Origin of the sequence: Desulfobulbus oralis (genome assembly GCF_002952055.1) — a bacterium.
Classification (GTDB): Bacteria; Desulfobacterota; Desulfobulbia; order Desulfobulbales; family Desulfobulbaceae; genus Desulfobulbus; species Desulfobulbus oralis.
On record NZ_CP021255.1, the window covers coordinates 1,256,694 to 1,281,465 of the forward strand.

20 protein-coding genes and 2 pseudogenes are annotated in these 24,772 nt (G+C 62.6%); 8 read left to right on the forward strand and 14 right to left on the reverse strand.

Translation table 11 applies throughout. The features are described 5' to 3' along the window. The first annotated feature begins 224 nt into the window (after positions 1 to 224). From CAY53_RS14090 to grdA, 3 genes are all read left to right on the forward strand, one after another. On the forward strand, positions 225 to 416 hold the full coding sequence (locus CAY53_RS14090) for a hypothetical protein (protein ID WP_104936290.1): 192 nt from the start codon (positions 225 to 227) through the stop codon (positions 414 to 416). Between the two features lie 799 nt (positions 417 to 1,215). After that, on the forward strand, positions 1,216 to 2,703 hold the full coding sequence (locus CAY53_RS05600) for an aldehyde dehydrogenase family protein (protein ID WP_104936291.1): 1,488 nt from the start codon (positions 1,216 to 1,218) through the stop codon (positions 2,701 to 2,703). Positions 2,704 to 2,774: 71 nt separating this feature from the next. Continuing rightward, entirely contained in the window at positions 2,775 to 3,251 is a 477-nt protein-coding gene (gene grdA / locus CAY53_RS05605; protein ID WP_104936292.1) for a glycine/sarcosine/betaine reductase complex selenoprotein A, read from the forward strand. Positions 3,252 to 3,319: 68 nt separating this feature from the next. Here the strand turns inward: grdA and uvrC are convergent, their stop codons facing one another. From uvrC to CAY53_RS05650, 9 genes are all read right to left on the reverse strand, one after another. Then, positions 3,320 to 5,179, reverse strand: coding sequence for an excinuclease ABC subunit UvrC (uvrC, locus tag CAY53_RS05610; RefSeq protein ID WP_104936293.1), 1,860 nt, complete (start codon positions 5,177 to 5,179; stop codon positions 3,320 to 3,322). Next, the gene (locus CAY53_RS05615; protein WP_104936294.1) at positions 5,160 to 5,507 is read right to left on the reverse strand and encodes a DsrE family protein; all 348 of its coding nucleotides are present in this window, start codon (positions 5,505 to 5,507) and stop codon (positions 5,160 to 5,162) included. Before CAY53_RS05615 ends, uvrC begins: the two co-directional genes overlap by 20 nt. A 121-nt stretch (positions 5,508 to 5,628) precedes the next feature. Then, positions 5,629 to 7,251: an ABC transporter ATP-binding protein gene (locus CAY53_RS05620; RefSeq protein ID WP_104936295.1), complete on the reverse strand. Its 1,623-nt coding sequence runs from the start codon at positions 7,249 to 7,251 to the stop codon at positions 5,629 to 5,631. A gap of 241 nt (positions 7,252 to 7,492) precedes the next feature. Continuing rightward, the gene (gene hypB / locus CAY53_RS05625) at positions 7,493 to 8,164 is read right to left on the reverse strand and encodes a hydrogenase nickel incorporation protein HypB (RefSeq protein ID WP_104936296.1); all 672 of its coding nucleotides are present in this window, start codon (positions 8,162 to 8,164) and stop codon (positions 7,493 to 7,495) included. Between the two features lie 3 nt (positions 8,165 to 8,167). Further along, a complete protein-coding gene (locus tag CAY53_RS05630) occupies positions 8,168 to 8,533 on the reverse strand; it encodes a hydrogenase maturation nickel metallochaperone HypA/HybF (protein ID WP_104936297.1) in 366 nt (121 codons plus the stop codon). Between the two features lie 2 nt (positions 8,534 to 8,535). Then, positions 8,536 to 9,555: a hydrogenase expression/formation protein HypE gene (gene hypE / locus CAY53_RS05635; protein ID WP_104936298.1), complete on the reverse strand. Its 1,020-nt coding sequence runs from the start codon at positions 9,553 to 9,555 to the stop codon at positions 8,536 to 8,538. 24 nt (positions 9,556 to 9,579) lie between these two features. Beyond that, the gene (gene hypD / locus CAY53_RS05640; RefSeq protein ID WP_104936299.1) at positions 9,580 to 10,689 is read right to left on the reverse strand and encodes a hydrogenase formation protein HypD; all 1,110 of its coding nucleotides are present in this window, start codon (positions 10,687 to 10,689) and stop codon (positions 9,580 to 9,582) included. Continuing rightward, positions 10,686 to 10,964: a HypC/HybG/HupF family hydrogenase formation chaperone gene (locus CAY53_RS05645; protein WP_104937457.1), complete on the reverse strand. Its 279-nt coding sequence runs from the start codon at positions 10,962 to 10,964 to the stop codon at positions 10,686 to 10,688. Before CAY53_RS05645 ends, hypD begins: the two co-directional genes overlap by 4 nt. 44 nt (positions 10,965 to 11,008) lie before the next feature. Then, positions 11,009 to 11,476, reverse strand: coding sequence for a PilZ domain-containing protein (locus tag CAY53_RS05650; protein WP_181040444.1), 468 nt, complete (start codon positions 11,474 to 11,476; stop codon positions 11,009 to 11,011). A gap of 247 nt (positions 11,477 to 11,723) precedes the next feature. Here CAY53_RS05650 and CAY53_RS12540 point away from each other — a divergent pair, with 247 nt between their 5' ends. Continuing rightward, entirely contained in the window at positions 11,724 to 12,932 is a 1,209-nt protein-coding gene (locus CAY53_RS12540; protein WP_181040445.1) for a S1C family serine protease, read from the forward strand. Positions 12,933 to 13,111: 179 nt separating this feature from the next. Here CAY53_RS12540 and CAY53_RS05660 read toward each other — a convergent pair whose 3' ends face one another. From CAY53_RS05660 to CAY53_RS05675, 5 genes and pseudogenes are all read right to left on the reverse strand, one after another. Beyond that, positions 13,112 to 13,663, reverse strand: coding sequence for a hypothetical protein (locus tag CAY53_RS05660; protein WP_104936301.1), 552 nt, complete (start codon positions 13,661 to 13,663; stop codon positions 13,112 to 13,114). 316 nt (positions 13,664 to 13,979) lie between these two features. After that, positions 13,980 to 16,205: a polyphosphate kinase 1 gene (gene ppk1, locus CAY53_RS05665; RefSeq protein ID WP_245874900.1), complete on the reverse strand. Its 2,226-nt coding sequence runs from the start codon at positions 16,203 to 16,205 to the stop codon at positions 13,980 to 13,982. 321 nt (positions 16,206 to 16,526) lie between these two features. After that, positions 16,527 to 17,153 carry a flavodoxin family protein gene (locus tag CAY53_RS13895; RefSeq protein WP_342752465.1) on the reverse strand — a complete coding sequence of 209 codons (627 nt, stop codon included), beginning with the start codon at positions 17,151 to 17,153 and terminating at the stop codon, positions 16,527 to 16,529. 123 nt (positions 17,154 to 17,276) lie between these two features. Beyond that, a pseudogene (locus CAY53_RS13900) lies at positions 17,277 to 17,960 on the reverse strand (alpha/beta fold hydrolase); the annotation flags it as partial. A gap of 72 nt (positions 17,961 to 18,032) precedes the next feature. Next, positions 18,033 to 19,322, reverse strand: a complete 1,290-nt coding sequence (locus CAY53_RS05675; RefSeq protein ID WP_104936303.1) for a CBS domain-containing protein — start codon at positions 19,320 to 19,322, stop codon at positions 18,033 to 18,035. 493 nt (positions 19,323 to 19,815) lie between these two features. On the opposite strand from CAY53_RS05675, the pseudogene CAY53_RS05680 reads away from it, so the two are divergent. The 4 genes and pseudogenes from CAY53_RS05680 to CAY53_RS05695 all read left to right on the forward strand — a co-directional run bounded on the left by CAY53_RS05680 (position 19,816) and on the right by CAY53_RS05695 (position 24,771). Further along, positions 19,816 to 20,935: pseudogene (locus CAY53_RS05680) on the forward strand (hydrogenase small subunit). Then, a complete protein-coding gene (gene hybA, locus CAY53_RS05685; RefSeq protein ID WP_219842738.1) occupies positions 20,916 to 21,911 on the forward strand; it encodes a hydrogenase 2 operon protein HybA in 996 nt (331 codons plus the stop codon). Before CAY53_RS05680 ends, hybA begins: the two are co-directional and overlap by 20 nt. Beyond that, positions 21,904 to 23,052: a Ni/Fe-hydrogenase cytochrome b subunit gene (gene hybB / locus CAY53_RS05690; protein WP_104936304.1), complete on the forward strand. Its 1,149-nt coding sequence runs from the start codon at positions 21,904 to 21,906 to the stop codon at positions 23,050 to 23,052. Before hybA ends, hybB begins: the two co-directional genes overlap by 8 nt. A 12-nt stretch (positions 23,053 to 23,064) precedes the next feature. Further along, positions 23,065 to 24,771 (forward strand): nickel-dependent hydrogenase large subunit, encoded by a 1,707-nt coding sequence (locus CAY53_RS05695; RefSeq protein ID WP_104936305.1) that lies wholly within the window; start codon positions 23,065 to 23,067, stop codon positions 24,769 to 24,771. Position 24,772: the final 1 nt, after the last annotated feature.

Sequence of the window (24,772 nt, forward strand, 5' to 3'; positions counted from 1 at the left end):
TGCGGAGATGAAAATACCATGATCTGGCATGAAAAGACTGCCCTGTTACCAATGTCTCGGAAAAATATACGCTGATTGGCGCTATTCTCTGGAGGTTACTCCTTGACAGCACAGGCGGGATCGTTTCTATAACCCGTGATAAATGCTGTTATACGGTATGGTTTTAAATAAATTCATCTTGCGGTAAAAACTTGGCATCGCATGCCGGCGTTAGGGGGAAAACCGTGCAAACATCCCTTCGCTTTGGCCTTTCTCCCTGTTGCTGTCTGCTTTTCTTGTTTGTTCACTGCTGCCATTCCGGCCTGATCTGCCGCCGCCTTGCCGCCTCCGCGCTGGAGCAGTTGGGCATCGGCCATCTGGCCCGCAAGCTATACACGGAAATCAGCGGCGGCGAGCGCCAACTGGTGCTCTGCTGACCCAGCAGCCCCGCCTGCTGCTGGACGAACCCACCTCGTATCTGGATCTGGGCAATGTGGTGCAGCTGCTGTCGCTGGTGCGTTTGCTGGCGGACAGCGGCCGGCAAAGCGCCCCTGCGCAGTAAAGGCGGGGAGCACAACCTCAAAAAAGAGAAATCCATGTTGACATGAAGAAAGAGCTGCAGTCCGGCAGGCTTTGTGGCCTGTGCCACGTTGCTGTGTGTCCCAGGTGTAGGGGCGGAGGCGGGCCCGTCCCCGGAGGGCGGCCAGACTGGCCAGGTCAAGGCGCCGGGCTGCGAAGTGTATGAGCTGGGTGAGATACGGATCCACGGTCAGCGGGAATCTACGGTCAGGGACGTGATTATGATCGCTGATTTAAGGTGTTACTGCTGCCAAGCTGCTGGCCGGCAGGGGGGGATAGGATACCGATGCGATTCCTGAGCAGGCGGGCAAGACAGGGGCCTTGCCGGTCATTGTGCTCAAAAGCAAGCGTAAAGAGCGGCGTGGTGACGACAGCTTTATAAGGTCAGGTGCCTGGTAGCAAACGCCTTTCGCCACTTGAAGCGGTGGCGTGGCACAGCCACCCGATGGGCTAAGCATACGGCTTCGTTTGTTTCCTGCCATCGGTTCATATCGGGTGCCTTGTGTTATGACTCCAATCTCGTGAGTATACGGTCTAAATTCATCTGATGGTACAAGGGCAGGCCTTGCCCCTGCCTTCTTTATACCATAGGTGTAGGCGGTTCCGGTTTTCGGGACGCATGCGCAACATTTTGGCAATACCTAAAAGGAGGACGCCATGAATGAGGTCAGGTTGCAGGACAAGTATCAGCTGTTTATCGATGGCGAGTGGCGGGATGCCACTGACGGGAAGACCATTGCCTCAGTCAACCCGGCCAACGGCGAGAAGCTGGCCGAATGTGCGGACGCCACGAAGGAAGATGTGGATGCCGCCGTTGCCGCCGCCTGGAAGGCCTTTGAGACCTGGAAAAACGTTCCGGTCAACGAACGTGCAGTTATTCTGAACAAAATAGCGGACATCATCGACGCCAACGCCGAGCATCTGGCGATGGTGGAGACATTGGACAACGGCAAGCCGATCCGTGAAACGCTGAACGTGGACATTCCGCTGTCTTCTCAGCATTTCCGGTATTTTGCGGGCTGCATCGTGGCGGAAGAGGGCAGCGCGAACATGCTGGGGACGGACACCCTGAGTCTGATTCTGCACGAGCCGATCGGCGTGGTGGGCCAGATCGTGCCGTGGAACTTCCCCTTCTGCATGGCGGCCTGGAAGCTGGCACCGGTTCTGGCGAGCGGCTGCTGCACCGTGTTGAAGCCGTCGAGTACGACGGCTTTGAGCGTTCTCGAGTTCGCCAAGCTGGTCAAGGACGTGATTCCGCACGGCGTGTTCAACATCATCACCGGCGCGGGTTCGCGGGCGGGCCAGTACATTCTGGACCACAAGGGTTTCCGCAAGCTGGCTTTTACGGGCTCGACCGAGGTTGGTCGCAACGTGGCGCAGGCCGCGGCGGACAAGCTGATTCCGGCCACGCTGGAACTGGGCGGCAAGTCGGCCAACATCTTCTTTGACGACTGCGACATGGAACTCGCCATGGATGGCCTGCAGATGGGTATCCTGTTCAACCAGGGTCAGGTTTGCTGCGCGGGATCGCGCGTGTTCGTGCAGGAAGGCATTTATGACAAGTTCGTGGCCGAGGCGGTCAAGCGCTTCAACAAGGTGAAGGTTGGCCTGCCGTGGGAGCCTGATACCCAGATGGGTTCCCAGATTGACAAGCGCCACATGGAGAAGATCCTGCGCTATGTCAAGATCGGGCAGGAAGAGGGTGCGAGGGTGCTGTGCGGCGGCGTACAGGCGACGGAAGGGGAGCTGGCGAAGGGCTGTTTCCTGAAGCCGACGCTGCTTGGCGACGTGAAGAACAATATGCGCGTGGCGCAGGAAGAGATCTTCGGGCCGGTGGCCTGCGTGCTGAAGTTCAAGGACGAGGCCGAGGTGGTGAAGATGGCGAACGACAGCGTGTATGGATTGGGCGGTGCCGTGTGGACGAAGAACATCAACCGGGCGATCCGCGTGGCACGAGGCGTGGAGACGGGCCGTATCTGGGTGAACTGCTACAACGTGCTGCCGGAGGGCGCGCCTTTTGGCGGCTACAAGGAATCGGGCATTGGCCGTGAGACACACAAGGTGATGCTGGCGCACTACACCCAGATGAAGAGCATCATGATTAACCTGAAAGAGACCCCGACCGGCTTCTATCCGAACAAGTGAGCATGCGTTGAGGTTCTGATCCATGAGACCGCAGGCATGCCGCCTGCGGTCTTTTTTACAGGGAGGCGAAGATGGGCAAACTGGCTGGCAGAAAGCTGGTGCTTCTGGGCGCGCGGGATGGCGTTTCCGGCGACGCGCTCACGGCGCTTTTTGCGGAGAGCGGCGCGGAAATTGTCTATGCGGCCACCGAGTGCATGGGGTGAAGCTCGGTGGAAATGCTGGACCGGAAGAGTCAGCGGCGGGTAAAGGAAGCCGCTGACGCGCTGGGGCCGGAAAATCTGGTGGTGATAGTCGGGTCCTCGGACAGCGAAGGCGCGCGGATCTATGCCGAGACCGTCACTGCTGGCGACCCCAACGAAGCCGGGCCGCTTGCTGGAGTCCAGTTGGGACTCCCGGTGTATCATGTCCTGGAAGACGACATTAAGGCAGAGTGCGCACTTGCACTGTGGGCAGAAAACGTGGGCATGATGGAACGGGTGCTGGACAAGCATGCGCTTGCCGCCACCGTGTCCGCCATTCGTGCAGAAAAAAGCCAATTCACGCTGTGACGGACGGAGGAAAAGAGGGAACCGCGAACGCATGAGGAGAAACGTGCTGGTTGAACAGCGCATCCGCTTCAGCCTGCCTTGACTGCGCCTCCGGCCTTTTTGCCCGCATCCCTGTCCTGCAGGGCCTGTACTATGCTCCTGGCCAGTTCGGGGCCGATGCCCGGGGCAGCGGCCAGTTCGGATTCGGTGGCCGTCCGGATGCGGCGGAGGCTGCCGAAATGGCGCAGGAGCTGCTTCTTCCGCTGGGGGCCGACGCCGGGCACGGCATCCAGCTCGGAAGCCAGTTGGGCCTTGCCGCGCAGATGACGGTGACAGGTGATGCCGAAGCGGTGGGCCTCGTCGCGCACGCGCATGAGATAGAGCAGCGCCGGTGCGTGGGCGGGCAGCATGATGGCATCCTTGCGGCCGGGCCGGAAGAGTTTTTCGCCTTCGTCGTGATGCTCCTCGGCAATGGCCGCCAGGTCCAGCTCGCCCTCCAGTCCCAGCCTGCCGACCACCTCCAGCGCCACCTGCAACTGACCCTTGCCGCCGTCCAGGAGCAGCAGGTCCGGCAGATTGTGTTCGTCCCGGCCCTTGACGAGGCGCCGCTCCAGCACCTCGCGCATCATGGCGTAATCGTCCGGGGTCTCCTTTTCGCGGATGCGGTAATGGCGAAAGCGGCGCGTCTCCTTTTCGCCATGCACGAAACATACGAGCGAGCCCACGGCCTGCTTGCCCAGCAGATTGGAAATATCCAGGCATTCGATGACTTCGGGCATTCGGGAAAGCCGCAGTTTCTGCCGGATGCTCGTGGCCAGATTCTGCCAGGCAGCCTCCTTCCTGGCCTCTTCCGAAAAGAGCTTTTCCGCATTGGCGTGCGCCATCTGCATGAGCTGCATCCGCTTGCCCCGCTGGGGCACGCTGAAGGTGACCGGGCCTTCCCGCAGGCCGGCAAGGCATTCGGCGACCAGCTCTTCGTCTTCCGGCAGGACGGGCAGGAGCAGTTCGCGGGGGGGCTGCCGGGTGGCGCTGTAATACTGCATCAGCACCTGGGCCAGCAGCGCCCCATCGTCGCCGATCGGGTCGTCCAGAAAAAACTGCCGGGCCCCGGTCATCAGGCCGCCGCGCACGAAGAGGAGCGCCACCCCGACTGAAGCGTCCTTGCGGTGCAGGCCAAAGACATCCTGATCCAGCGCCTCGCCGCTGGCAATCACCTGGCGCTCCGTGGTGCCGGCCAGAGCCAGCAGCCGGTCGCGCAGGCGGGCTGCCTGTTCAAAATCCAGCGCCTCGGACGCAGCCTGCATTCTGGTCTCCAGCTCCTGCCGGAGTTCCTCGGTCTTGCCCTCCAGAATCGCCAGCACCCCGTTCACCATGCGCATGTATTCAGCCTTGTCCACCAGACCTGCGCAGGGCGCGCAGCAGCGGCCCATCTGGTGGTTCAGGCAGGGGCGCTGCCGCTCCCTGAGGCTACGGCAGTGGCGGAGCGGGAACTGGGCATACAAAAGCTCCAGCGTGCTGCGCATCGCCCCGGCCGCAGTGTAGGGGCCGAAGTAGCGGTTGCCGTCCCTGAGCCGCCTGCGGGTGACGCTCACGCGCGGCCAGGACTCGGCGGTGCTGACCCGGATGAGCGGATAGTTCTTGTCGTCCCTCAGGTCGATGTTGTAGCGCGGGTGGTGCTTTTTGATGAGCGCGGCCTCGAGGATGAGCGCCTCCTTCTCCGTGGTGGTGAGGATGGTTTCCACCCGCAGTACACGATTCAGCATGGCCGCGGTTTTGGACCAGGCCGGGCCGTTGAAGTGGGCGTACTGGGAGAGCCGCTTGCGCAGATCGCGCGCCTTGCCCACGTAGAGGAGTTCGCGGCGGTCCAGCATCTGGTACACGCCGGGGCCGTGGCTCACGGTGGCGAGAAATTCGGCCGTGAGCGGGTTCTCAGGGTTTGATGTAGGCATAGCCCTTCTGCTGGAGCAGGATCAGTTCCACCACGCCGGCCGGTACCGGCTCGCAGCCGGGCACAAGTGCTTCGATGTCGCCGCCAAAGCTCCGCATGGCATTGCTGCATACCCTGAAGCGCACGCCCTGCTCCTGCAGGGCACGGACGCTGTCCGCCCTGGTGCAGCGGGCCCCGTCCAGGAGCCGGACCGCCGGGCCGTTGAACAGCAGCACGATATCGCATTCCGTACCCTGTGCGGCCTTGAGCAGATTGCCGGCATTGCCCAGACCCAGGGCAAAGATGTCGGTATTGTCGGCATCCAGATGAAAGACAACGCGGTAGCTCATGATTGATTCCTCCAGGTTGTGTCAGGTTCGGGGCTCGCCCCCTGGCGTGCCCCTTCGTTTTCGCCCTCGCCGCAGCCGATCTCAGGCGCGGCATGGACAATGGCCGCTGCCCCGAGGTCTTTCAGGCCTGGAAGGCCGCCTCGAAGAGCTGCCGGGTATATTCGTGCGCAGGGGCTGCAAAAATCCGGTCCGCCTCATTCTGCTCCACCACCCGGCCCCGCCGCATGACCGCGATCCGGTCGGCCAGCTCGCGCACCACACGCAGATCGTGGCTGATGAAGATATAGGTCAGTTCGTAGCGCTCCTGCAGGCGCTTGAGCAGCTCCAGCACCTGCTTTTGGATGGTGGCGTCCAGGGCGCTCGTGGGCTCGTCCAGAATGAGCAGGCGGGGCCGGAGCACGAGTGCCCTGGCAATGGCGATGCGCTGGCGCTGGCCGCCGGAGAATTCGTGTGGATAGCGCTGCGCCAGTTCCGGGTCGAGTTCCACATCCGCCAGCGCCTGCCGCACCAGCGCCTGCCGCTCGGCCCGGTTGCTGCCCAGGCGATGCACCCGCAACCCCTCCCCGATGATGTCCGCCACGGAGAGCCGCGGCGAGAGCGAGGAAAAGGGGTCCTGCAGGACAATCTGCAGATCGCGGCGCAGGGGACGAAAGGCCCGGCTGCCCAGCTCTGTGAGTCCGTAATCCCGGTCCCGGCCATGGTAGAGCACCGCGCCTTCGCAGGGCACCAAACCCAGAATGCCCAGGGCCAGCGTGGATTTGCCGCTGCCGGATTCGCCCACCACGCCAAGCGTCGTGCCCTCGCGCACCAGCAAATCCACGCCGTCCAGCGCCGGAAACAGTCGCGCCCGCCGCCGCCAGCCCTGCCAGTCATGGCCCACCACGAAGCGGCAGGCAAGCTGGCGCAGCTCCAGCAGCGGGGGGCCGCCCGGCCGCGGATTGCGTACGCCTTTTGGCACTGCGTCCAGCAGGCGGCGGGTGTAGGCCTCTTTTGGCCGGGCAAAGATCTCTGCCGTTGCGCCGCTCTCCACCACCCGACCCTGGTGCATGATGCTCACCCGGTGGGCAATGCGCCGCACCATGGGCAGATCGTGGGTGATGAGCAGGACGGCCATGCCGCTCTCCTTTTGCAGATCCCGGATCAGATCCAGCACCTGGGCCTGAATGGCCAGATCCAGCGCAGTGGTGGGTTCGTCCGCAATCAACAGCTCCGGCCTGCAGGCCAGGGCCATGGCCAGCAGCACCCGCTGGCGCTGGCCGCCGGAAAGCTGGTGGGGCAGGCTGTCCATCTGCCGTTCCGCGTCGGCGATGCCGGTGCGGACGAGCAGTTGCAGCGCCCGCGCTCTGGCCTCGGGGCGCTTCATTTTACCGTGAACGAGCAGGGGCTCCATGATCTGCCGGCCCACAGGATACACCGGATTCAGCGAACTCATGGGCTCCTGGAAGACCATGGCAATGCGGCTGCCGCGCAGCCGCTCCAGGGCGCTTTGGTCAAGCGTGCTCAGCTCCTGGCCGGCAAAGCGGATGGAGCCGCTGCTGTGCACGGGCCGGATGCCCTCGATCAGGCGCAGAATGGAGAGCGCGGTCAACGACTTGCCGGACCCGGATTCGCCCACCAGGGCATGGGTTTCACCGGGCCATACGTCAAGGGAGAGGCGGCGCAGCGTGGGCGCGGCGTTTTTGCCGAAGGACAGGCAGAAATCGCGCAGGGCCAGGAGCGGCTCCGGCGCTGCGGGGGGCGGCATGGTTTCGGCGGATGGGCGGTCGCTGTGGCAAGACATGGCAGCAGTCTAATCCGGCATGTGCCGGCAGGCAACAGAATATGCAGGGCCGCTATGGCGAGCTGGGCCCTGGATAGGAACGCGCGGGCTCTGCGCTCGGAAAGACCGCGGCCATCCTGTTCCGATCGTCGCCCGGGCCGGTTGACATGAGCCTTTTCCTGTTCGCATGCCATGTCAGCCCGCTCCGGCCTGCAGGGCGCTGCCCTCAGTTTCGCAGCAGCGCCTGGAGATAGGCGATCCAGGCATCCATGCCCTCGTCCTTTTCCGCGGCGAGCGACAAAACCGGCATGTCCGGTTTCAGAATACGCACGAATTCCGTCGCCTCCTCCACCTTGAAATCAAAGTAGGGCACGAGGTCGGTCTTGGTGATCAGCACCAGATCAGCGCTGCGGAAGGTGGCGGGGTATTTGGCCGGCTTGTCGGAACCTTCCGGCACGGAAAGCAGCACAACCCTCTTTGTTTCGCCCAGATCGAAGGAGGCCGGGCACACGAGATTGCCCACGTTCTCGATAAAGAGCAGATCCAGCTTTTTGCCGGCAGCGACGCGCGTGAGCGCCTGCAGTCCCTTGTCCACCATGGGCGCGTCCAGATGGCAGCCCCCGCCTGTGGTCAACTGGATGACCGGCACGCCCTGTCTGCGGATGCGCTCGGCATCCCGTGCGGTCTCCGGGTCGCCCTCGATCACGCCAATGCCCACCTGGTCTTTCAGTCGGGCAATGGTGCGCTCCAGCAGACTCGTTTTACCCGAACCCGGGCTGGAGATCAGGTTCAGGACCACTGTGCCCATTTCCTGGAAGGCACGCCTGTTTTTCGCCGCCTGTCGGTCGTTTTCCTCAAACAGCGACGCGGTCACATTCACGATCATCTCGTCTTTCATGCTTCACTCCATTCGGATTTGTTGCAGGATGAGTTCCGTGCCGCCCCATGGGGACAGGCGCGGGGATGCGCAGGCCGGGCAGCGGGCCTGGGTTTCGGGGGCTTCCGGGCCGGGCTGCGGCAGGGTGCAGGCTTCGCCGCAGTCCAGACAGAGATAGCGGGGATCCGGCTGCCTGAGTTCCAGAACCGCGCCGGCGAGCAGCGGGTCCTCCTTTTGCAGCGCCTCGAAGGCAAAACGGAAGGAGTCGGGCACCACACCGGCAAAGGGGCCCATGAGGACCGACACCACCTTGACCCTGCTGGCCCCGTGTTGTTCCGCCAGGGCCCGCACCTGGGCCGCCAGGCTTTGTACCAGAGACATCTCGTGCATGGCTAGCAGATACGGGGCAGCGGCTGACCGGCCAGCGGCTCCAGCAGGCGCCGGCCGCCGATGCGGGTGTGCAGGCTGACCTGGCCCGGCCTGTCGCAGGCGGCTACCGTGCCGATGCGCACGGCGTCTCTGCCCTCGTCCATACCGCGCATGACCGCCAGCAGAGGGTCGGCCGCCTCGGGCCGGCAGATGACGATGCACTTGCCCTCGTTCGCCAGATAGAGCGGATCCAGACCGATCATGTCGCAGGCCGTGGCCACATCCGGCCGCACCGGCAGGCGCTCCTCCTCCACCTCGATGGCCACCCCGGAGGAGCGGGCGATTTCGCACAGCGTGGTGGCCAGACCGCCCCGGGTCGGATCGCGCAGCACATGTATCTTTTCCCGCGCCTCTTCCAGCAAGGCGGCTACCAGGCGATGCAGGGGCCGGGTGTCGCTTCTGAGCTGTCCTGTCACGGCAAGTCCGGCCTGGGCGGTCATGATGGTGATGCCGTGGTCGGCCAGGGTGCCGGAGATGAGCACCGCGTCGCCCGGGCTGGCCAGGGCGCCGGAGATGCGGGTGTGCGCAGGCGCCCGGCCGATGCCGGCCGTGTTGACGAAGAGGCCGTCGGCCTTGCCCCTGGGGACGACCTTGGTGTCGCCGGTGACCACCGCAAGGCCCGCTGCATCGGCGCACTCGGCAATGCTTGCGATGACGCGCTCCAGTTGCGCCACCGCAAAGCCCTCCTCGATGATCAGGGCCAGACTCAGCGCAATGGGCCAGGCGCCGCGCATGGCGAGATCGTTTACCGTGCCATGCACCGCGAGCCGGCCGATGTCGCCGCCGGGAAAAAACAGGGGATCCACCACGTAGCTGTCGGTGGAAAAGGCGATTTGACCGGGAAAGCTCTCCAGCAGGGCGCAATCTTCCAGATCTTTCAGTTGCGGTGAACGCAGATACCTGAGGAAGAGGCCGGCGATCAGCTCCTGGCTGGCCAGGCCGCCGCTGCCGTGGTCAAGGGAAATATGTGCGGGTGCATTCATGGAGGCTCCTTTTCCGGGAGGGCATCAGATGGTGTGGCCGCTGTAGCGGTACCATGCGGCGCAGGAGCCCTCGCTCGAAACCATGCAGGGGCCCACCGGCGCAAGCGGCGTGCAGACACGGCCGTAGAGTGGGCAGTCGGGGGGCTGCAGCCTGCCCTTCAGAATCTGGCCACAGCGGCAGCCCGGGGGCTCGGGCAGGATCCTGGCCTCGAGGCCCAGGCGGTGCACCGCATTGAAATGCCGGTATGCGGGCCGCAGGCCCAGGCCGCTTGCGGGGATGCTGCCCAGCCCCCGCCATTCGCTGTCCACCGGCTCGAAAACCCGCTCCAACAGGTTCCTGGCCCTTGGATTGCCCGCCTCGTCCACAACGCGGGGATAGCAGTTGGCCACCTGCGGCTGACCCGTCGCCTGCTGTTGCAGCAGCGAGAGGATGCCAGCCAGAAGGTCGGCGGGCTCGAAACCGGTCACCGCGCAGCAGAGACCATATTCCTGCACCAGTGCTTCGTACATGGCCGTACCGGTAATGGCGCTCACATGGCCGGGGCAGAGCAGGCCGGACAGATTCAGGTCGCGGTCCTTCAGCAGCTCCACGAGCACCGCGGGCATGGTCTTGGCCAGCGGAATGATGGAGAAATTTTCCACAGCCGCGGCCTGGGCCGCCAATACCGTGGCCGCAATGGCCGGGGCCGTGGTTTCAAAGCCTATGGCCGGAAAGACCACCTGCAGCTCGGGACGCCGCCGGGCCAGGGCCAGCGCGTCCATGGGCGAGTACACCATCTCGACCTGCGCTTCGCCACGGGCCCGGGCGTCGGCCAGCGAGCCGTGGCTGCCGGGCACGCGGATTAGATCGCCAAAGGTGGCCACCACGACGCCGTCCTGTTTCGCCGCCTGTACGCACAGATCGATATGGCCGGCCGGGGTCACGCAGACCGGACAGCCGGGACCGGAGAGCAGTTGCACCTGCGGCGGCAGCAGCGAGCGGATGCCGTGGCGGAAGATGGCGACCGTATGGGTGCCGCAGACTTCCATGAGGCGGATCGGCCCGGTCGGGGCTGACCGGGCTGCCAAGCGGTCGATTTCCGCAAGCAGGGGCCGGCAGAGTTCCTGGGCGCCAAAGGATGTGTTCAGATTCATTCTGGCAGGATTTCCGGCAGTTGGCCCGCTTTGGCCAGAGATTCGGCCATTGCGCGCAAAAGACCCAGATTCTGTTCGGCCTCTTCCGCGCTCAGGGTGTGAATGGCAAAGCCGGCGTGGACAATCACGTACTCGCCAGGCTCCGGCAGACGGTCCACCATGTCCAGCCGGATTTCCTTGCTGATGCCGGCGCCCGCCACCACGGCCACGCTGGGCTCCGCTCCCTCTTCTTCATATTTCAGGTCCCTGACCTGCAAGGGTATTGCAAGACACACGGTTTTTTCCTCCAAAGGGCTTCAGGCCTCTTGGGCCTGAGTGTTCAGGCGGCCAGATAGGACAGAATATCCTGGCGCACCTGTTCCGGATTGATAAAGGAACAGCCGATTTCGCAGCCGTTCACGACCTGGATCGTGGCCTTGGCGACCACGACATGCCGTTCACTGCCGCTCAGTTCGAAGAACACCGTAATCAGCCAGCCCGGCTGCAGGTCGCAGGGTGCGGCCAGGGTGAAGCCCACACCCCCTTCCGAAATATCCCGCAGGGTCACCAGCCCGCCCAGCCCGCTGTCGCTCATGACCGTGTACCTGCCCTTGATGTTGAGGTGCTTGCGGGCGAAGTGACGGGTTTCCAGCACGGCGAGAAAAGGCCTGCCGCAGGCGCAGTGCACCGTGGTCATATGTTGCTTCTGCTTGGAAACCAGGGCGCCAGGGTCGTACTCGCGGCCGCAGTGTGGGCAGCTCAGGGCCAGGGGATGACCCTGTTTGTGGTCGGTGATGACGATTTCCATGGGATTTCTCGCAGTTCTGGCCCCGCGGGCCAGACAGAGGGATGGGAACTGCCGATTCACTCTGCCCACTGTACCACCCTTGACCGCAAGGCACAGCAAAAACTCGCCCATTTCGTCACCAGGCCTCGGGTGGTGTAGATTCGTGCGGAAAAGGGCCTGCAGATGTGCTATGCTGTTTGTGAGACAACATACGGGAACAGGGAGCCTGTTGCTCCCAGACGGAACGCCACCTCAATCCTCAGGTGCCATGGAAACGAACGGACAGAAGGCGGAAGAGCGGCTTTGCCCCAAATGTGGCCATCGCCAGATGGGCGGTGAAGAATGTGGGCACTGCGGCATCATTTTCAGAAAATTCGAGGAGCGCAGCGGCCAGCGCGTAGCCGGCCGGCCGGCTGCCGCGCAGAACGCCCACCCGCAGGGCGTGGCCGGCCTGCCGCCTGAAATCATGGACGAGCCGGACAGAGGCGGCTTTTTGTCGGGCCGTCTCCTGATGATGCTGCTCCTGGTGGTGGCAACAGCCGGAACCACCTACTACTTTACGAAAAAGCCGCCCGAACCGGCTCAGTCCCAGGTCGCGGTCCAGGGCGAACAGCGGGGGTCCGTTCCGAACCGGCCGGAAGCTGCCACGGCTCCTGCCAATCAGCAGTCGCTTTCCCAGGCCGCACTGCCCATGAGCGGCAATGTCGTGGAAGATGCCAGAAACGCCACGGTCTCGGTGCTCACGCCCTGGGGCCAGGGTTCGGGCTTCTTCATTCTGGACACCTATATCGTGACCAACAAGCACGTGGTGGAGGCCAATGCCGACGAGGCGGCGGAGATGAGGCGCAAGCTGGACGCCCTGCGCCGCTGGATTGCGAACGAACGGGAGCGTCAGGGCCTCATCATGCAGGATCTGCCCAAGGTTCGCGATGCGCGGGAGCGGGACTTTCTGGCCAAACAGATGGGCGAATGGCAGGCGGAACTGGCCAAGGCCGAGCAGCAACTGGCCCAGGGCGAGGAACGGTACCGGCTTTTCACCCGGCCCCTGGCCGCAAGCGACATCAAGGTTCGCTTTGCCGACGGCCAGGAAACAACGGTCTATGGCCTGAGAACCAGTCCGAAGCATGATCTGGCCGTGCTGATGATGGCCATGCCGAACCAGAACGTACTGAAAGCCGCTACCGAGCAGGATGGGCTCCGTCAGGGGGATCGGGTCTTTGCCATCGGCAACCCGTCCGGTCTGTCGCACACCGTGACCGCCGGCGTCTTTTCCGGTTATCGCGAGGACAGGGAGAGCGGCGAGATCATGCTCCAGACCGATGCGCCCATCAATCCCGGCAACTCGGGCGGCCCGCTGCTGGACGAAAAGGGCCGGGTGCACGGGGTCAATACCCTGATTCTGCGGAACACCCAGGGTATCGGCTTTGCCATCCCCATCAAGGCCGTGTTCGATGACTTCAATCTGACCACGCCCTGAGGGGCCGGATCCAAATATTGCCGGCCCGAGTTTCGTTGTTTCTCAGCAAATCCCCTGCTGCCAGAGAATCGGCAACAGGGGATTTTTGCATGGCCGCAAGGGGCCCTGTACATGAAAAGGGCTGTTTTTCAAGGCCCTGATGGCAGGAACGGCACAGTTTTTCGTGAGGGGCTGGGGCGCTATTTTTTGGGCATGGCACCCAACACGTATTCGGCCAGCATCTGCCCTATGGCCCTGACCGGATCAGGCTCCGCCTTCTGCCTGCCGTCTGCGGACGGAATCGCGGTCAGATGCTTTTCCAGCAGCACCGTCTGGCTGGCCCCATCCACCAGATGCACATCCAGATTGACATAGGAGCAGGGGCTGGCAGAGGCGCCTGCAGGGGCCTTGCCGTCGCTGCTTCGAAGACGCATGTCCGTGATCCGGCTTTTAACCAGCAGCACCGGGGCATCCGGCTGCTTTGGGCTGCTGTGGTGCACCAGTCTGAAGGACTGCCGGGCCTTCAATGTCTTGATGGCCTGACGCTGGCAGGTCCGTGCGGCCTGCGGATAACGGCTGGCCAGATCCGATGAAATGGCCACCGGTTCCACGACGACGATCTGGTAGCGCCGCTCGATGGGCGGATCCTGCTGTATTTTGTTCGCCTGAGCGCCCGGAGCGCCGGCCGTACAGCCGGGCAGTGACGCCAGAATCAGGCTCAGCAACAGTGCGATGCCGTATTTGAAAAGCATTGTTTCCTCCCAGCAGGTTGGCCTGTTGCCAGGCGAACCGGGTTTTCCTGCCCCCCGTGCAGGGGGAAAGGGCTATTATACGAAAAGCAGGCTGGCCGGGAAAGGGGCAGCGTGCACATTTTTTCCGGGCAGGCCTGGCGGAACTCGCTTCAAGAGGCCCTGCGGACGGAGGGCAGCCAGGTGAAAGGGCAGGGCTGCCTGCCGATGTTGAGTCGGGTGTTTTGGGCTTTGCCCGCCGGATACGATGAAAAGCCGGGCTCAAGTCGCCCTGCCTGCGCCAGGTGGGCTCGCGAGACATCGGTTTTTGTGCGCCAGCCTATGATTTTTTGCGTTTCGGGATCCTCCTCTGGCGCTTCATGACTTTCTGCTCGTCCGCGAGCTTTTTCCGGTTCAGTTCAATCAGAATTTCCTGGGCCGAGCGCTGTTCGCCGTCCGGCTGGGGCCGGCGCTGCACATAGCTGCCGTCTCCCTGCATGTCCCAGGCGCCGCGGCGGTCGGCCAGTTGCAGATTCAGGATCCCCCGCAGCTCGGCGCGCAGGGCTGGCGTTTCCACGGGCGCAACCACCTCCACCCTTCGGTCCAGATTGCGCTGCATCAGGTCGGCCGAGCCGATGAAGTATTCCTCCGCGCCACCGTTTTTGAAGTAGTAGATGCGGCTGTGCTCCAGAAAGCGGCCGGCGATGGCAATGACCCGGATATTTTCCGACAGGCCCTTGATGCCGGGCCTGAGCAGGCAACTGTCACGCACGATCAGGTCGATGTGGACCCCGGCCTGGGAGGCCTGGTAGAGGGCCCTGATCACGTCCGTGTCGGTGAGCGCGTTGACCTTGCACTGGATGAGCCCGCCACGGCCCTTGCTCTGGTGCTCCAGCTCACGGGCGATCTTGCCCAGAAAAACCTTTTTCAGGTAGTTGGGCGAGGGCAGCAGCTTTTTGTAGCGCCTTTGCGGGGCATAGCCCAGGGTGAGAAAGTTGAAGAATTCGGTCAGGTCCTTGCCGATGTCCGCATCGCTGGTGAGCAGGCCCAGGTCGCTGTAGAGCCTGGCGGTCACGGCATTGTAGTTGCCGGTGCCGATGTGGGCATAGCGCATGAGGCCGTCGTGGTCCCGCCGCACCACGAAGATGACCTTGGAATGGGTTTTCAGGCCCACCACGCCGTAGGTCACGTGGATGCCGGCCTGTTCCAGATGGGTGGCCCAGTGGATGTTGGCGCTCTCGTCGAAGCGCGCCATCAGTTCCACCACCACGGCCACCTGCTTGCCGTTTCGGGCGGCATCCAGCAGGTATTCGATGATCTGCGAGTTGGCCGAGGTGCGGTAGAGCGTCATCTTGATGACCATGACCTTGGGGTCGACGCTGGCCTCTTTCAGAAAGCGCTCTACCGTGGCGGTGAAGGACTGGTAGGGGTGCTGCAGCAGAAAGGGGCCCTCTTCGCGGATCAGGTGAAAGATGTTGGGCGCGTCCTGCGAGATCTTCGGGTGATCCACCGGCATATGGGCCGGATAGTGCAGGCCGGGCCGCTCGATGGCCACGAGTTCCCTGAGATCGCACTTGGCCATGATGCCGTCCACTGCGAAAACATCCTTGCGGGAATCCAGCCTCAGTTGGGAGGCCAGCATGATCCGGTGGTGCGGAATCATGTCCGCGTCCACTTCCAGCCGCACGATCTCCGCGAATTTGCGCTCGCGGAGTGCGGATTCGATCATCACGAGCAGATCCACGGCCTGATCCATCAGGCGGTTTGTGATCGCGTTTCTGGTCACGCGGAAGCGGGTGCAGCTTTCCACCACCATGCCGGGAAAGACGGCGTCCAGATTGTTCGCCACAATGTCCTCGAAAAACACGTACACGTGGCGCCGGGCCTCTACCCGTACCAGCCTCGGAATGCCCGCGCCGGCCGGAATCTTGATGCGGCTCAGGTAGCTGTGTTCGCCCTCCTTGTGCCGGGTGGCGACCAGCAGGTTCAGCGACAGGTTGGAGATGAAAGGGAAGGGATGGGCGGGGTCCATGCCCTGCGGGGTGAGCAGCGGGTAGATGTTGTCATGGAAGTACCGGTCCATGTCTTCCTGCTGCCGGCGGTTCAAATCCGCATAGCGCCGGATGTGGATGTTTTCCCGGGCCAGCAGGCCCAGAACTTCGGTCTCGAGCCGCTGCTGCTGGTCCAGCAGCTCGCGGATGACCTCGTAGCATTCGTCAATCTGCTGCTGGGGCGTGCGGCCGTCGGTGGAGAGCAGCTTGACCCTGGCGCCCACCTGCTGCTTCAGGCCGCCGATGCGCTTCATGAAGAATTCGTCCAGGTTCGATCCGATGATGGCGAGGAAGTTGATCCGCTCCAGCAGCGGATTGCGTTCGTCCCGGGCCTCGGCCAGCACCCGGCGGTTGAAGGCGAGCCAGCTCAGCTCACGGTTCAGCGACCATTCGGGCGAGTCCAGATCGAAATGCCCGGTCGCGGTCTGCGCCTGATCCGGGGACAGGATGCCCCTGTCCTCCGGAATGGCAGGGCTCTCGTTTTTTTTCGGATGCGCTGCCCTGGTCTCGTGCACGTTCGTGTCTCCTGGCTGGTCGGCGGCAAGGGCAAAGGACAAGGCTGTCCCGGTGTTGCGGCATATGTTCTGATTCTGGCGATGGTTCCCCGGGCAATTTTGCCCGGGGATTCCTGCCTTCACGCTCTTTTACCAGAGCCCTGACAAGGTCTCAAGCTGCAGATGCGAGTTCGCCACTCGAATGGCGAACGGGATAGTGCACTGATTGTACGGCTGAGCATGCAGGCATCCTGCTTGACAGGAGCCAGGGCGGGCAGGGGTGCCGCTCCGCACGGGGCAATGCGGGGACAGGCCGCGCTTCTGTCTGTTCGTGGCGGCGCTTCATTGCATGATGAAATGCGTGGGCTGCCACGGTTCCATTTCGGGCGGCTTGATGCCCGCCGCCCTGCCGGCCGCGATGCACCTGATCAGCCAGGCCATGTTGTCGCCCAGGGTACGCATGATTTGCAGGCCCTCCAGGTCATGGGCCTGTTCCTCGGGCCTGCGGCCATGGGTGGCGTTCCAGTACTGGGACGATACCACCGGCATTCTGTTGATGGTGAAGTACTTGTTCAGCCGGTCAAAGGCCGCGCTGGCCCCGCCCCGGCGGCAGTTCACCACGCAGGCGGCGGGCTTGAAGGCATAGGCGCTGCCCTTCATGAAAAACATCCGGTCGAGGAAGGCGCAGAGCGCGCCGTTGGGCCCCGCATAGTAGACGGGCGAGCCGACCACCAGGCCCTCCGCCGACCTGAGCTTGTCGATGGCCTCGTTGACACTGTCGTCGGTGAACACGCAGTGCCCGCTCTCCGCGCACTTGCCGCAGGCGATGCAGCCGGCAATGGGTTTGACGCCGATGTGGATGATTTCGCTCTCGATGCCCTTTTTTTTCAACTGCACCGCCACGGTGGACAGGGCGGTGAAGGTGCAGCCCCTGGCATGCGGGCTGCCGTTGATCATCAAGACAGACATGGCTTGCTCCCTGGTTTGTGGTTCTTTACATTCGGAAAGCCGCTGCAGCGGCTTGGGCCATTTCGAAAAAATCCAGCAGGATCCGTGCAGTCTCGGGCAAAACCTTGCACTGCTCTGCGGACTGTGGCCCGCGCCCGGGATGACGCGGCTTCTGAAATCCGGACAGCAGGCGGCCAGATGCGCCACCTCCTCCGGCAGGACCAGGTCGTCCTTTTCGCCGTACAGCAGGAGAAAGGGCATGCGGAGGCGGGCCAGATCGGTGGGCGAAAAATCGGGGTATCGCATGCAGCTTTCGATGGTCTGCCGGAACATCCTGCGCCAGTCGCCCCTGTGGGCGGCCTGATGCTGTGCCTCGAGGTGCGCAAAAAAGGCCGAATGCCGGGCGCGCTCCGCCCGCTCCGGCGCGAGTCTGTCCAGATAGCGGGCCAGCGCCGGATTGGCCAGGCCGGCGGAACCGATGGATACGAGGGAGAGCGCCCGTTCGGGCTGCATGACCGCGCAGCTCATGGCCACATCGCCGCCCATGCTGTGGCCCACCATGTGGGCACGCTCCACGCCCACCGCGTTCAGCAGGCGCAGCATGTCGCGGGCCAGCATCGGCTCGTCCCAGAACAGGTCCTCGCAGCGGCTGCGGCCGTGGCCGCGCAGATCCGGACAAAGTACCCGGTATCGTGCCGCCAGCCGCGGCAGCAGGCTGGAAAAGGCCTCGTCTCCCCGCGTGAAGCTGCCGTGAATCAGCAGGACCACCGGGCCGCTGCCCATGTCTTCGTAAAAAATATGCAGGTTGCCCAGATCAGCAGATGCCATGTCGTCTTTGCCGCTGCATGTCGTCTTCCCGAAAGCCGGGGCAGACGGCCGCAATACCCCGGGGATCGGGGCTCAGATCATGCCGTACAGAAACTGCACGATGTCGGTGCGGGTGATGATGCCCACCACCCTGCCTTTTTCCACTACCGGCAGATGGCCAATGTCACGCCGTATCATCAGGTGGGCGGCCTCGCGCACCGTGGCCTCCGGGCTGATGGTCTGCACCTCGCGCTGCATGAAGGCCTTGACCGGATGCGCACGCTGCTTGCCCAGGCTGAGCTTTTTCAGGTCCCACAGCGAGACCAGGCCCACGAGTTCGCCTGCGTCTTCCACCAGCAGGCCGCGGATGTTTTTTTCCGCCATAACGCGCGCGGCCTGTTCCAGCGTGACCGTGGGCGGCACACTCGTCACCGGATAGGACATCATGTCACGCACCAGCGGCCCGGCAGCGGAGGCCTTGTAGAGTGCGGTCAGCACCTGCTCGCGGATGGCCGCTGTGTTGCCCGCATCCCTGGCCACCGTGGCGGAACCGGCGCCGGCATGACCACCGCCGCCGAAAGGCGCCAGCACCACCCGCACGTCGATGTCCGGCGACTTGCTGCGGCCGATGATGAAGTGGTCTCCGGAATCGTTTTCGAACACCACAAAGACCGCGTCCGCGTCGATGATCTGGGCGTAGAGCTGCACCACGGCGGCAAGCTTGATGTGTTGATCCAGACGCACGACGCCCAGACCAATGCGCCGGCCGTTGATCTGGTATTGCCGCGCCCCCCGCATCAGGCGATACAGCACCTTTTTCTGGTTTTCGCTGTAGGCGATGCGCAGAAAATCGCCCATCAGGCTCAGATCGCCGCCCTGTTCCAGCAAAAAGGCGGCGGTGCGCACGTCTTCGGGCGTGGTGCCGTCAAAGCAGAGCTGTCCCGTGTCTTCGTAAATCCCCAGGAGAAACAGGGTGGCCTCCAGCGGCCCGACCTCGATGCCCCGCTCCTGAATCGCCCGGAGCAGGAGCGTGACAGTCGCGCCGACCGGCTCCACCCAGGCCCGGGTGGCCTGGATGTCGCCGCCATGCCCGTGGTGATCCCAGAGATGGATGTCGGCGCTGCACTGTCGCAGGCGGCTGCCGTTTTCCACGAGCCGCCACTGGTTGCAGTCGCATATGGCCAGTTTGTCCACGGAACAGGGGTCGAAGTTCGTGTCGTTGGTCAAGTTGAACGCCGTTTTGTGCAGGGCAATGAAGCTCTGGACATTGGGTTGCAGAGACCTGGGGCACAGGGCCACCATGCCGGGATACAGGAGGGTGGCGGCGACAATGGAGGAAAGGGCGTCAAAATCCGCACTCCTGTGGGTGATCGCAAGTTGCATAGAGTTTTTTGAAATTGGGGTGTTGGTGAACCAGCGCTCTTTTTATCCGGCATGGCCGGGCTGCGATGCAAGGGTTAATTCCGGGTAAAGGGAAAAAGGCGCGGCCGGAAAGGCTCGCCGCACAGGCTGGACTGTGAAACTTTCCGGAGAATTTATTTTTTTGATAATATTTTGTACTTTTTTATCAAAATCTGTTAACAACCTGGGAAAGGAATGTTTGCCCGGTCCCCAGCTTGATGAGGGGCAGGGCCATGCGTATGCCGCCAGGGTACATGCCGGCCCGGCAAGGCGGCGGTCGCTCGCCCTTTGCCCTGATGGCCAAAGGGCCAGGGCGACATTCCGGCTGCAGCGTGCACTTCCCTGGGCAGGGGGCGATCCCGGCGTCCCCTTATGCCTGTGCTTATTTCTCTTTTCGGAAGACTTTTTTCGGCCTTTGTCATGAACCTCCTGTACACCCACCTGGTCCCTTAACTGCAAACCTTAGGAGTATGCAATGAGCGAAGAAGTACACCAGCCCCATTCCCTGCCTGATGGCGTAAGCCGTCGCGATTTCATGAAGTTCTGCTCTTTCCTCGCCGCAGGCATGGCCTTGCCGGCAAGCGTGGCGCCGGCCATGGCCGAGGCGATCACCAATCCCCAGAGGCCGCCGGTTGTCTGGCTGCACGGTTCCGAGTGCACGGGCTGCAGCATGTCGCTGCTTAGGGCCGAGCACCCCTCTGTGGAAAAGCTCATCTTCGACCTGATCTCTCTGGATTACCATGAAACCCTGGAGGCCGGCGGGGGTGCGCAGGCCGAAGCTTCTCTGGAGCACGCTGTTGAGCATTACCGCGGCAAATTCATTCTGATCGTGGAAGGTGCCATCCCCTTGGAAGGATAAAGGCATATTCTGCCAGGTCGGCGGCAGGAACATCATCGATACCCTGAAGACTGTCGGGGAAGCCGCCGCCGCGATTATCGCCATGGGTTCCTGTGCGAGCTGGGGCGGTGTGGCTGCCATGGATCCGAACCCGACCGGCTGCGTTGGCGTGCAGGAGGCTCTGCCTGGCAAGACGGTGGTCAATATTCCCGGTTGCCCGCCCAACATCTATAATCTGCTCTCCACGGTCGTCCACTTCCTGACCTTCAACAAGCTGCCGGCTCTGGATGACAAGAACCGGCCCATGTTCGCCTACGGTCGCCTCATCCACGAACACTGCGAGCGCCGTCCCCATTTCGACAACGGCCGTTTTGCCCGCGAATTTGGCGACGAGGGACACCGTCAGGGCTGGTGCCTCTACTATCTGGGCTGCAAGGGCCCGGTCACCTATGCCAACTGTTCCACCGCCCAGTTCGGGGATGCCGGCAGCGGCTGCTGGCCGGTCGGCACCGGTCATCCCTGCTACGGCTGCACCGAAAAGGGCGTGGGCTTTGCTATGCCCCTGTTCAGTACCAGCCCGGTCATGCATACCACGCCGTCTGCCGGTCATGCCCCCATCACGACCGAGCGCGGCCAGACTGCGACCGGCCCTACGGTAGGCCTGCTGGCCGGGGTTGGCGGCGCGGCTCTTGGCGCTGGCGTCGTATTTGCCTCCAAACTGGGCAAGGAAGAGCGTCATGAAGATGAAACGGCGTGATCTTTTAAAAGGTATGGCAGGCAGCCTGGCGCTGGCTGCCCTGGGGGGCCCGCAGATCGCCAGGGCGAGTTCGGGCCACGAACTGTCGCCAGACGCGGTCGGTATTCTCTATGATTCAACGCTTTGCGTGGGTTGCAACGCCTGCATGGCTGCCTGCAAGCAGGCCAACGACATGCCGGTGGAATCCAGCTCGCCCGAGCAATTTCAGGACGACCCCGTTGATCTGTCTTCCAAGACCCTCAATATCATCAAAAAATACGAGAATGGCACTGCCGCCCGCAAAGACGAGGTGGAAAACGGCTATGCCTTCATCAAACGGCAGTGTCTGCACTGTGTCGATCCGGCCTGCGTCACGGCCTGCCCGGTGACGGCCCTGGACAAGGACAAACTGACGGGCATTGTCACCTACGACCCGGGCCGCTGCATCGGTTGCCGCTACTGCATGATCGCCTGCCCTTACAATATTCCCAAATTCGAGTGGGACAAGGCCTACTCCAAGATCATCAAATGCCAGCTCTGCAAGCATCTGATCGATGAAGGCGGCATCTCGGCCTGCTGCTCCGCCTGCCCGACCGGCGCTTCGCTCTTCGGCAAGGTGCAGGATCTGCGCGAGGAAGCGGCCCGTCGTCTTCTGATGGTGCCGGGCGAAACCTATGCGTTTCCGGTGGGCAGCATCGACTCCGGCAAGAGCCACGAGGCAGTGGCGGCCGAGTACGTGCAGCATCTGTATGGCTCGGATGAATTGGGCGGGACGCAGGTGATGTACCTGTCCGCCGTGCCCTTTGAGAAACTGGGGCTCGAGAACTTCCCGCAGGAATCCTTTGCCAGCCGGTCCCGCAATCTGCAAACGTCCATCTACAAGGGCATGGTGCTCCCCGCAGTCGGTCTGGCCGCCCTGGCCTATTTTGTGAAAAAACACACGGACGCTGAAAAGCAGGGGGAGGATTCTTCAAAGCGAGGTGAGCAAGATGCATGAGAAACCATTGGGCGGCAGGATAGTCACGCCGGTTTTTGTCGTCTGCCTGGCTGTTATCGCCTTTCTGATTTACTATTCGGTCAAACGTCTTTTTCTCGGCCTCGGGGCGACTACCGGCATGAACGACGGTTACCCCTGGGGCATCTGGATCGCCTATGACATGGTGACCGGCAGCGCCCTTGGCTGTGGTGGCTACGTCATGGCGCTGATGACCTATGTGCTGAACAGGGGCCACTATCATCCCCTGGTCCGGCCTGCGCTTCTGGCCTCGATCTTCGGCTACAGCCTGGGCGGTGTTTCCATCTTGCTGGATCTTGGGCGCTATCTCAACATATGGAACCTGTTCGTTCCTCCGAGGATGAACTTTCATTCCGCCATGCTGGAAGTGGCCCTGTGCGTCACCACGTACTGCTGCGTTATGATTCTCGAGTTCGCGCCAGCCATCGCCGAGCGCTTCAAGCTGAAGAAATTCGGCGAGATCCTGGACAGGGTCATCTTCCTGCTGATTGCCCTGGGCGTTTTGCTGCCCACCATGCACCAGTCCTCTCTGGGCACCATGATGTTCATGGCCGGAACCAAGCTGTCGCCACTCTGGCATACCATTTTGCTGCCTTTCTTCTTCCTGATGACCGCGCTTTTCATCGGGTTCAGCATGGTGGTCTTCGAAAGCACCATTTCGCACCGGGTCTACCGTCTGGGTGACGAGACCTCGCTGCTGGCCAGGATTGGCGCGATTCTCTCTGTCTTTATCGCCGTCTTCCTGCTGGCCCGGCTGCAGTCGCTGCATGTGGGCGGCCATCTTGGCGAAGCCTTTTCAGGTTCTTTTTACAGCAATATGTTCATCATTGAGTTCATGCTCCTTTTGGGCGGTATGCTTACCCTCTGGAGCCGGCGCATGCGTCACAGCGCGAAGGGCCTCTTTATCGCCGCCACCCTGATTCTGTTGGGCGGAGCGATGTACCGCTTCAACGTGTACCTCATCGGCTACGATCCCGGCAACGGCTGGAGGTATTTCCCGCCCGTGAGCGAGCAGATGATCACCTTCGGCTTTATTGCGGTTGAAATCGCCGCCTATGCGTTCTGTGTCAAATATTTCCCTGTCTTCAGCGTCGGCCACGAGTCTGCCGCACATCACAGTTAAGGAGTGTATCCCATGGCGCAACAAATTGTTGTTGATCCGATAACCCGAATCGAAGGTCATCTGCGCATCGAATGCGAGGTTGATGACGGGCAGATCACGAATGCCCGTTCCATCGGCACCATGTGGCGCGGCATCGAAAATATTCTGAAAGGCCGGGATCCGCGTGAAGCTTGGATTATTGCCCAGCGCATCTGCGGCGTGTGCACCACGGTGCACGGTCTGGCCTCGGTACGTGCGGTGGAAAACGCGCTGAATCTGGAAATCCCGGTCAATGCCCAGCTCATCCGCAATCTGATCGTTGGCGCGCACTGCATTGCCGACAACATGATCCATTTCTACATTCTGTCTGCAGTCGACTGGGCAGACATCGCCTCCGCCGCACTGAAGGCCGATCCCGTGGCCGCCTCCCAGTTGGCCCAGCAGCTTTCCCCCTGGAAGCACAACAGCGCCCAGGAATTCGCGCAGGTGCAGGCCCGCCTGAAGAAGCTGATCGAATCCGGCCAGCTCGGCCCCTTTGCCAGCGGCTATTGGGGACATCCGGCCTTTCATCTGGAACCGAACGTCAATCTGATTGCGGCGGTGCATTACTTCCAGGCCCTGGATCACCAGCGCAAGATCAACAAGATCGTTTCCATTCTGGGTTCAAAGACGCCGCATATCCAGAATCTGGCCGTAGGCGGCGTGGCCAATGCCATCAACCTGGACAGCCCGGCCACCCTGACCATGGACAAGCTGTACTACATCAAGACCCAGATGGACGAGGTGCGCGATTTCATCAGCCAGGTGTACACCGTGGACGTGGCGACTATCGCCGCCTTCTATCCGGAATGGTGCCAGTTGGGCAAGGCGCAGGACGGCAATTTCCTCTCGGTTCCGGAAATGCCGCAGGACGGCAAGAGCACCAGGTACACCATGCCCGGCGGCTATATCCACGGCGGTAATCTGGGCGCTTTGGAACAGATTGCCGATGCCCACGATCCCCTGTTCGAGAAGAATGTCCAGGAATGCGTCAAGCACGCCTTTTACAAAGGCGACTGGACACGCTCGCCCTATGACAGCGATACCGAGCCGGATTACAATCCAGGGGGTGAGAAGGGCAAGTATTCCTGGGTCAAGGCGCCATCTTTCAGGGACGAGCCGGCGCAGGTCGGCCCGGTGGCTCATGTGCTGGCCATGTATGCCGCCCGTTACGAACCGGCGGTGCAGGCCGTCAAACGGATGCTGGACCGCATTGCCGGTCTCGCCAAGGCCCCGCAGAGCATTGACATTCTGCCCTCCACCATGGGGCGGCACATCTCCCGCGCTATCCGTACGGATATCATGAAGGACGTCCTGGCCGACCAGTGGACCGCCCTGATCACCAACATCGGCAACGGCGACTACGCCACCTGCAACACGCCGGTTTTCCCCAAGGGCGAGATTCAGGGCGTGGGCTTCCACGAGGCGCCGCGGGGCGCTCTGTCGCACTGGGTGGTCATTGCGAATGGCAAAATCCGCAACTACCAGGCTGTCGTACCCAGCACCTGGGTCGCCGGTCCGCGCGACGCCAAAGGCGAATTGGGCTACTACGAGAAGTGCCTCGTTGGCAATCCCATTGCCGATCCGGAAAAGCCGCTCGAGGTGCTGCGCACCGTTCATTCCTTCGATCCCTGCCTGGCCTGCGCCGTGCACCTGATTGACGGTCAGCGCGTGCCCCTTGGCCAGGTGCGGGTGCTGTAGT

Coding starts and splice junctions, on each gene's coding strand:
- hypB (WP_104936296.1), bottom strand. CDS start 8,164: ATGAAAGACGAGATGATCGTGAATGTGACCGCGTCGCTGTTTGAGGAA.
- hybB (WP_104936304.1), top strand. CDS start 21,904: ATGCATGAGAAACCATTGGGCGGCAGGATAGTCACGCCGGTTTTTGTC.
- CAY53_RS05600 (WP_104936291.1), top strand. CDS start 1,216: ATGAATGAGGTCAGGTTGCAGGACAAGTATCAGCTGTTTATCGATGGC.
- CAY53_RS12540 (WP_181040445.1), top strand. CDS start 11,724: ATGGAAACGAACGGACAGAAGGCGGAAGAGCGGCTTTGCCCCAAATGT.
- CAY53_RS05620 (WP_104936295.1), bottom strand. CDS start 7,251: ATGCCGCCCCCCGCAGCGCCGGAGCCGCTCCTGGCCCTGCGCGATTTC.
- hypD (WP_104936299.1), bottom strand. CDS start 10,689: ATGAATCTGAACACATCCTTTGGCGCCCAGGAACTCTGCCGGCCCCTG.
- CAY53_RS05695 (WP_104936305.1), top strand. CDS start 23,065: ATGGCGCAACAAATTGTTGTTGATCCGATAACCCGAATCGAAGGTCAT.
- CAY53_RS05630 (WP_104936297.1), bottom strand. CDS start 8,533: ATGCACGAGATGTCTCTGGTACAAAGCCTGGCGGCCCAGGTGCGGGCC.
- CAY53_RS05615 (WP_104936294.1), bottom strand. CDS start 5,507: ATGAGCTACCGCGTTGTCTTTCATCTGGATGCCGACAATACCGACATC.
- hybA (WP_219842738.1), top strand. CDS start 20,916: ATGAAGATGAAACGGCGTGATCTTTTAAAAGGTATGGCAGGCAGCCTG.
- CAY53_RS05675 (WP_104936303.1), bottom strand. CDS start 19,322: ATGCAACTTGCGATCACCCACAGGAGTGCGGATTTTGACGCCCTTTCC.
- CAY53_RS13895 (WP_342752465.1), bottom strand. CDS start 17,153: ATGTCTGTCTTGATGATCAACGGCAGCCCGCATGCCAGGGGCTGCACC.
- uvrC (WP_104936293.1), bottom strand. CDS start 5,179: ATGCCTACATCAAACCCTGAGAACCCGCTCACGGCCGAATTTCTCGCC.
- CAY53_RS05660 (WP_104936301.1), bottom strand. CDS start 13,663: ATGCTTTTCAAATACGGCATCGCACTGTTGCTGAGCCTGATTCTGGCG.
- hypE (WP_104936298.1), bottom strand. CDS start 9,555: ATGAATGCACCCGCACATATTTCCCTTGACCACGGCAGCGGCGGCCTG.
- CAY53_RS05650 (WP_181040444.1), bottom strand. CDS start 11,476: ATGGAAATCGTCATCACCGACCACAAACAGGGTCATCCCCTGGCCCTG.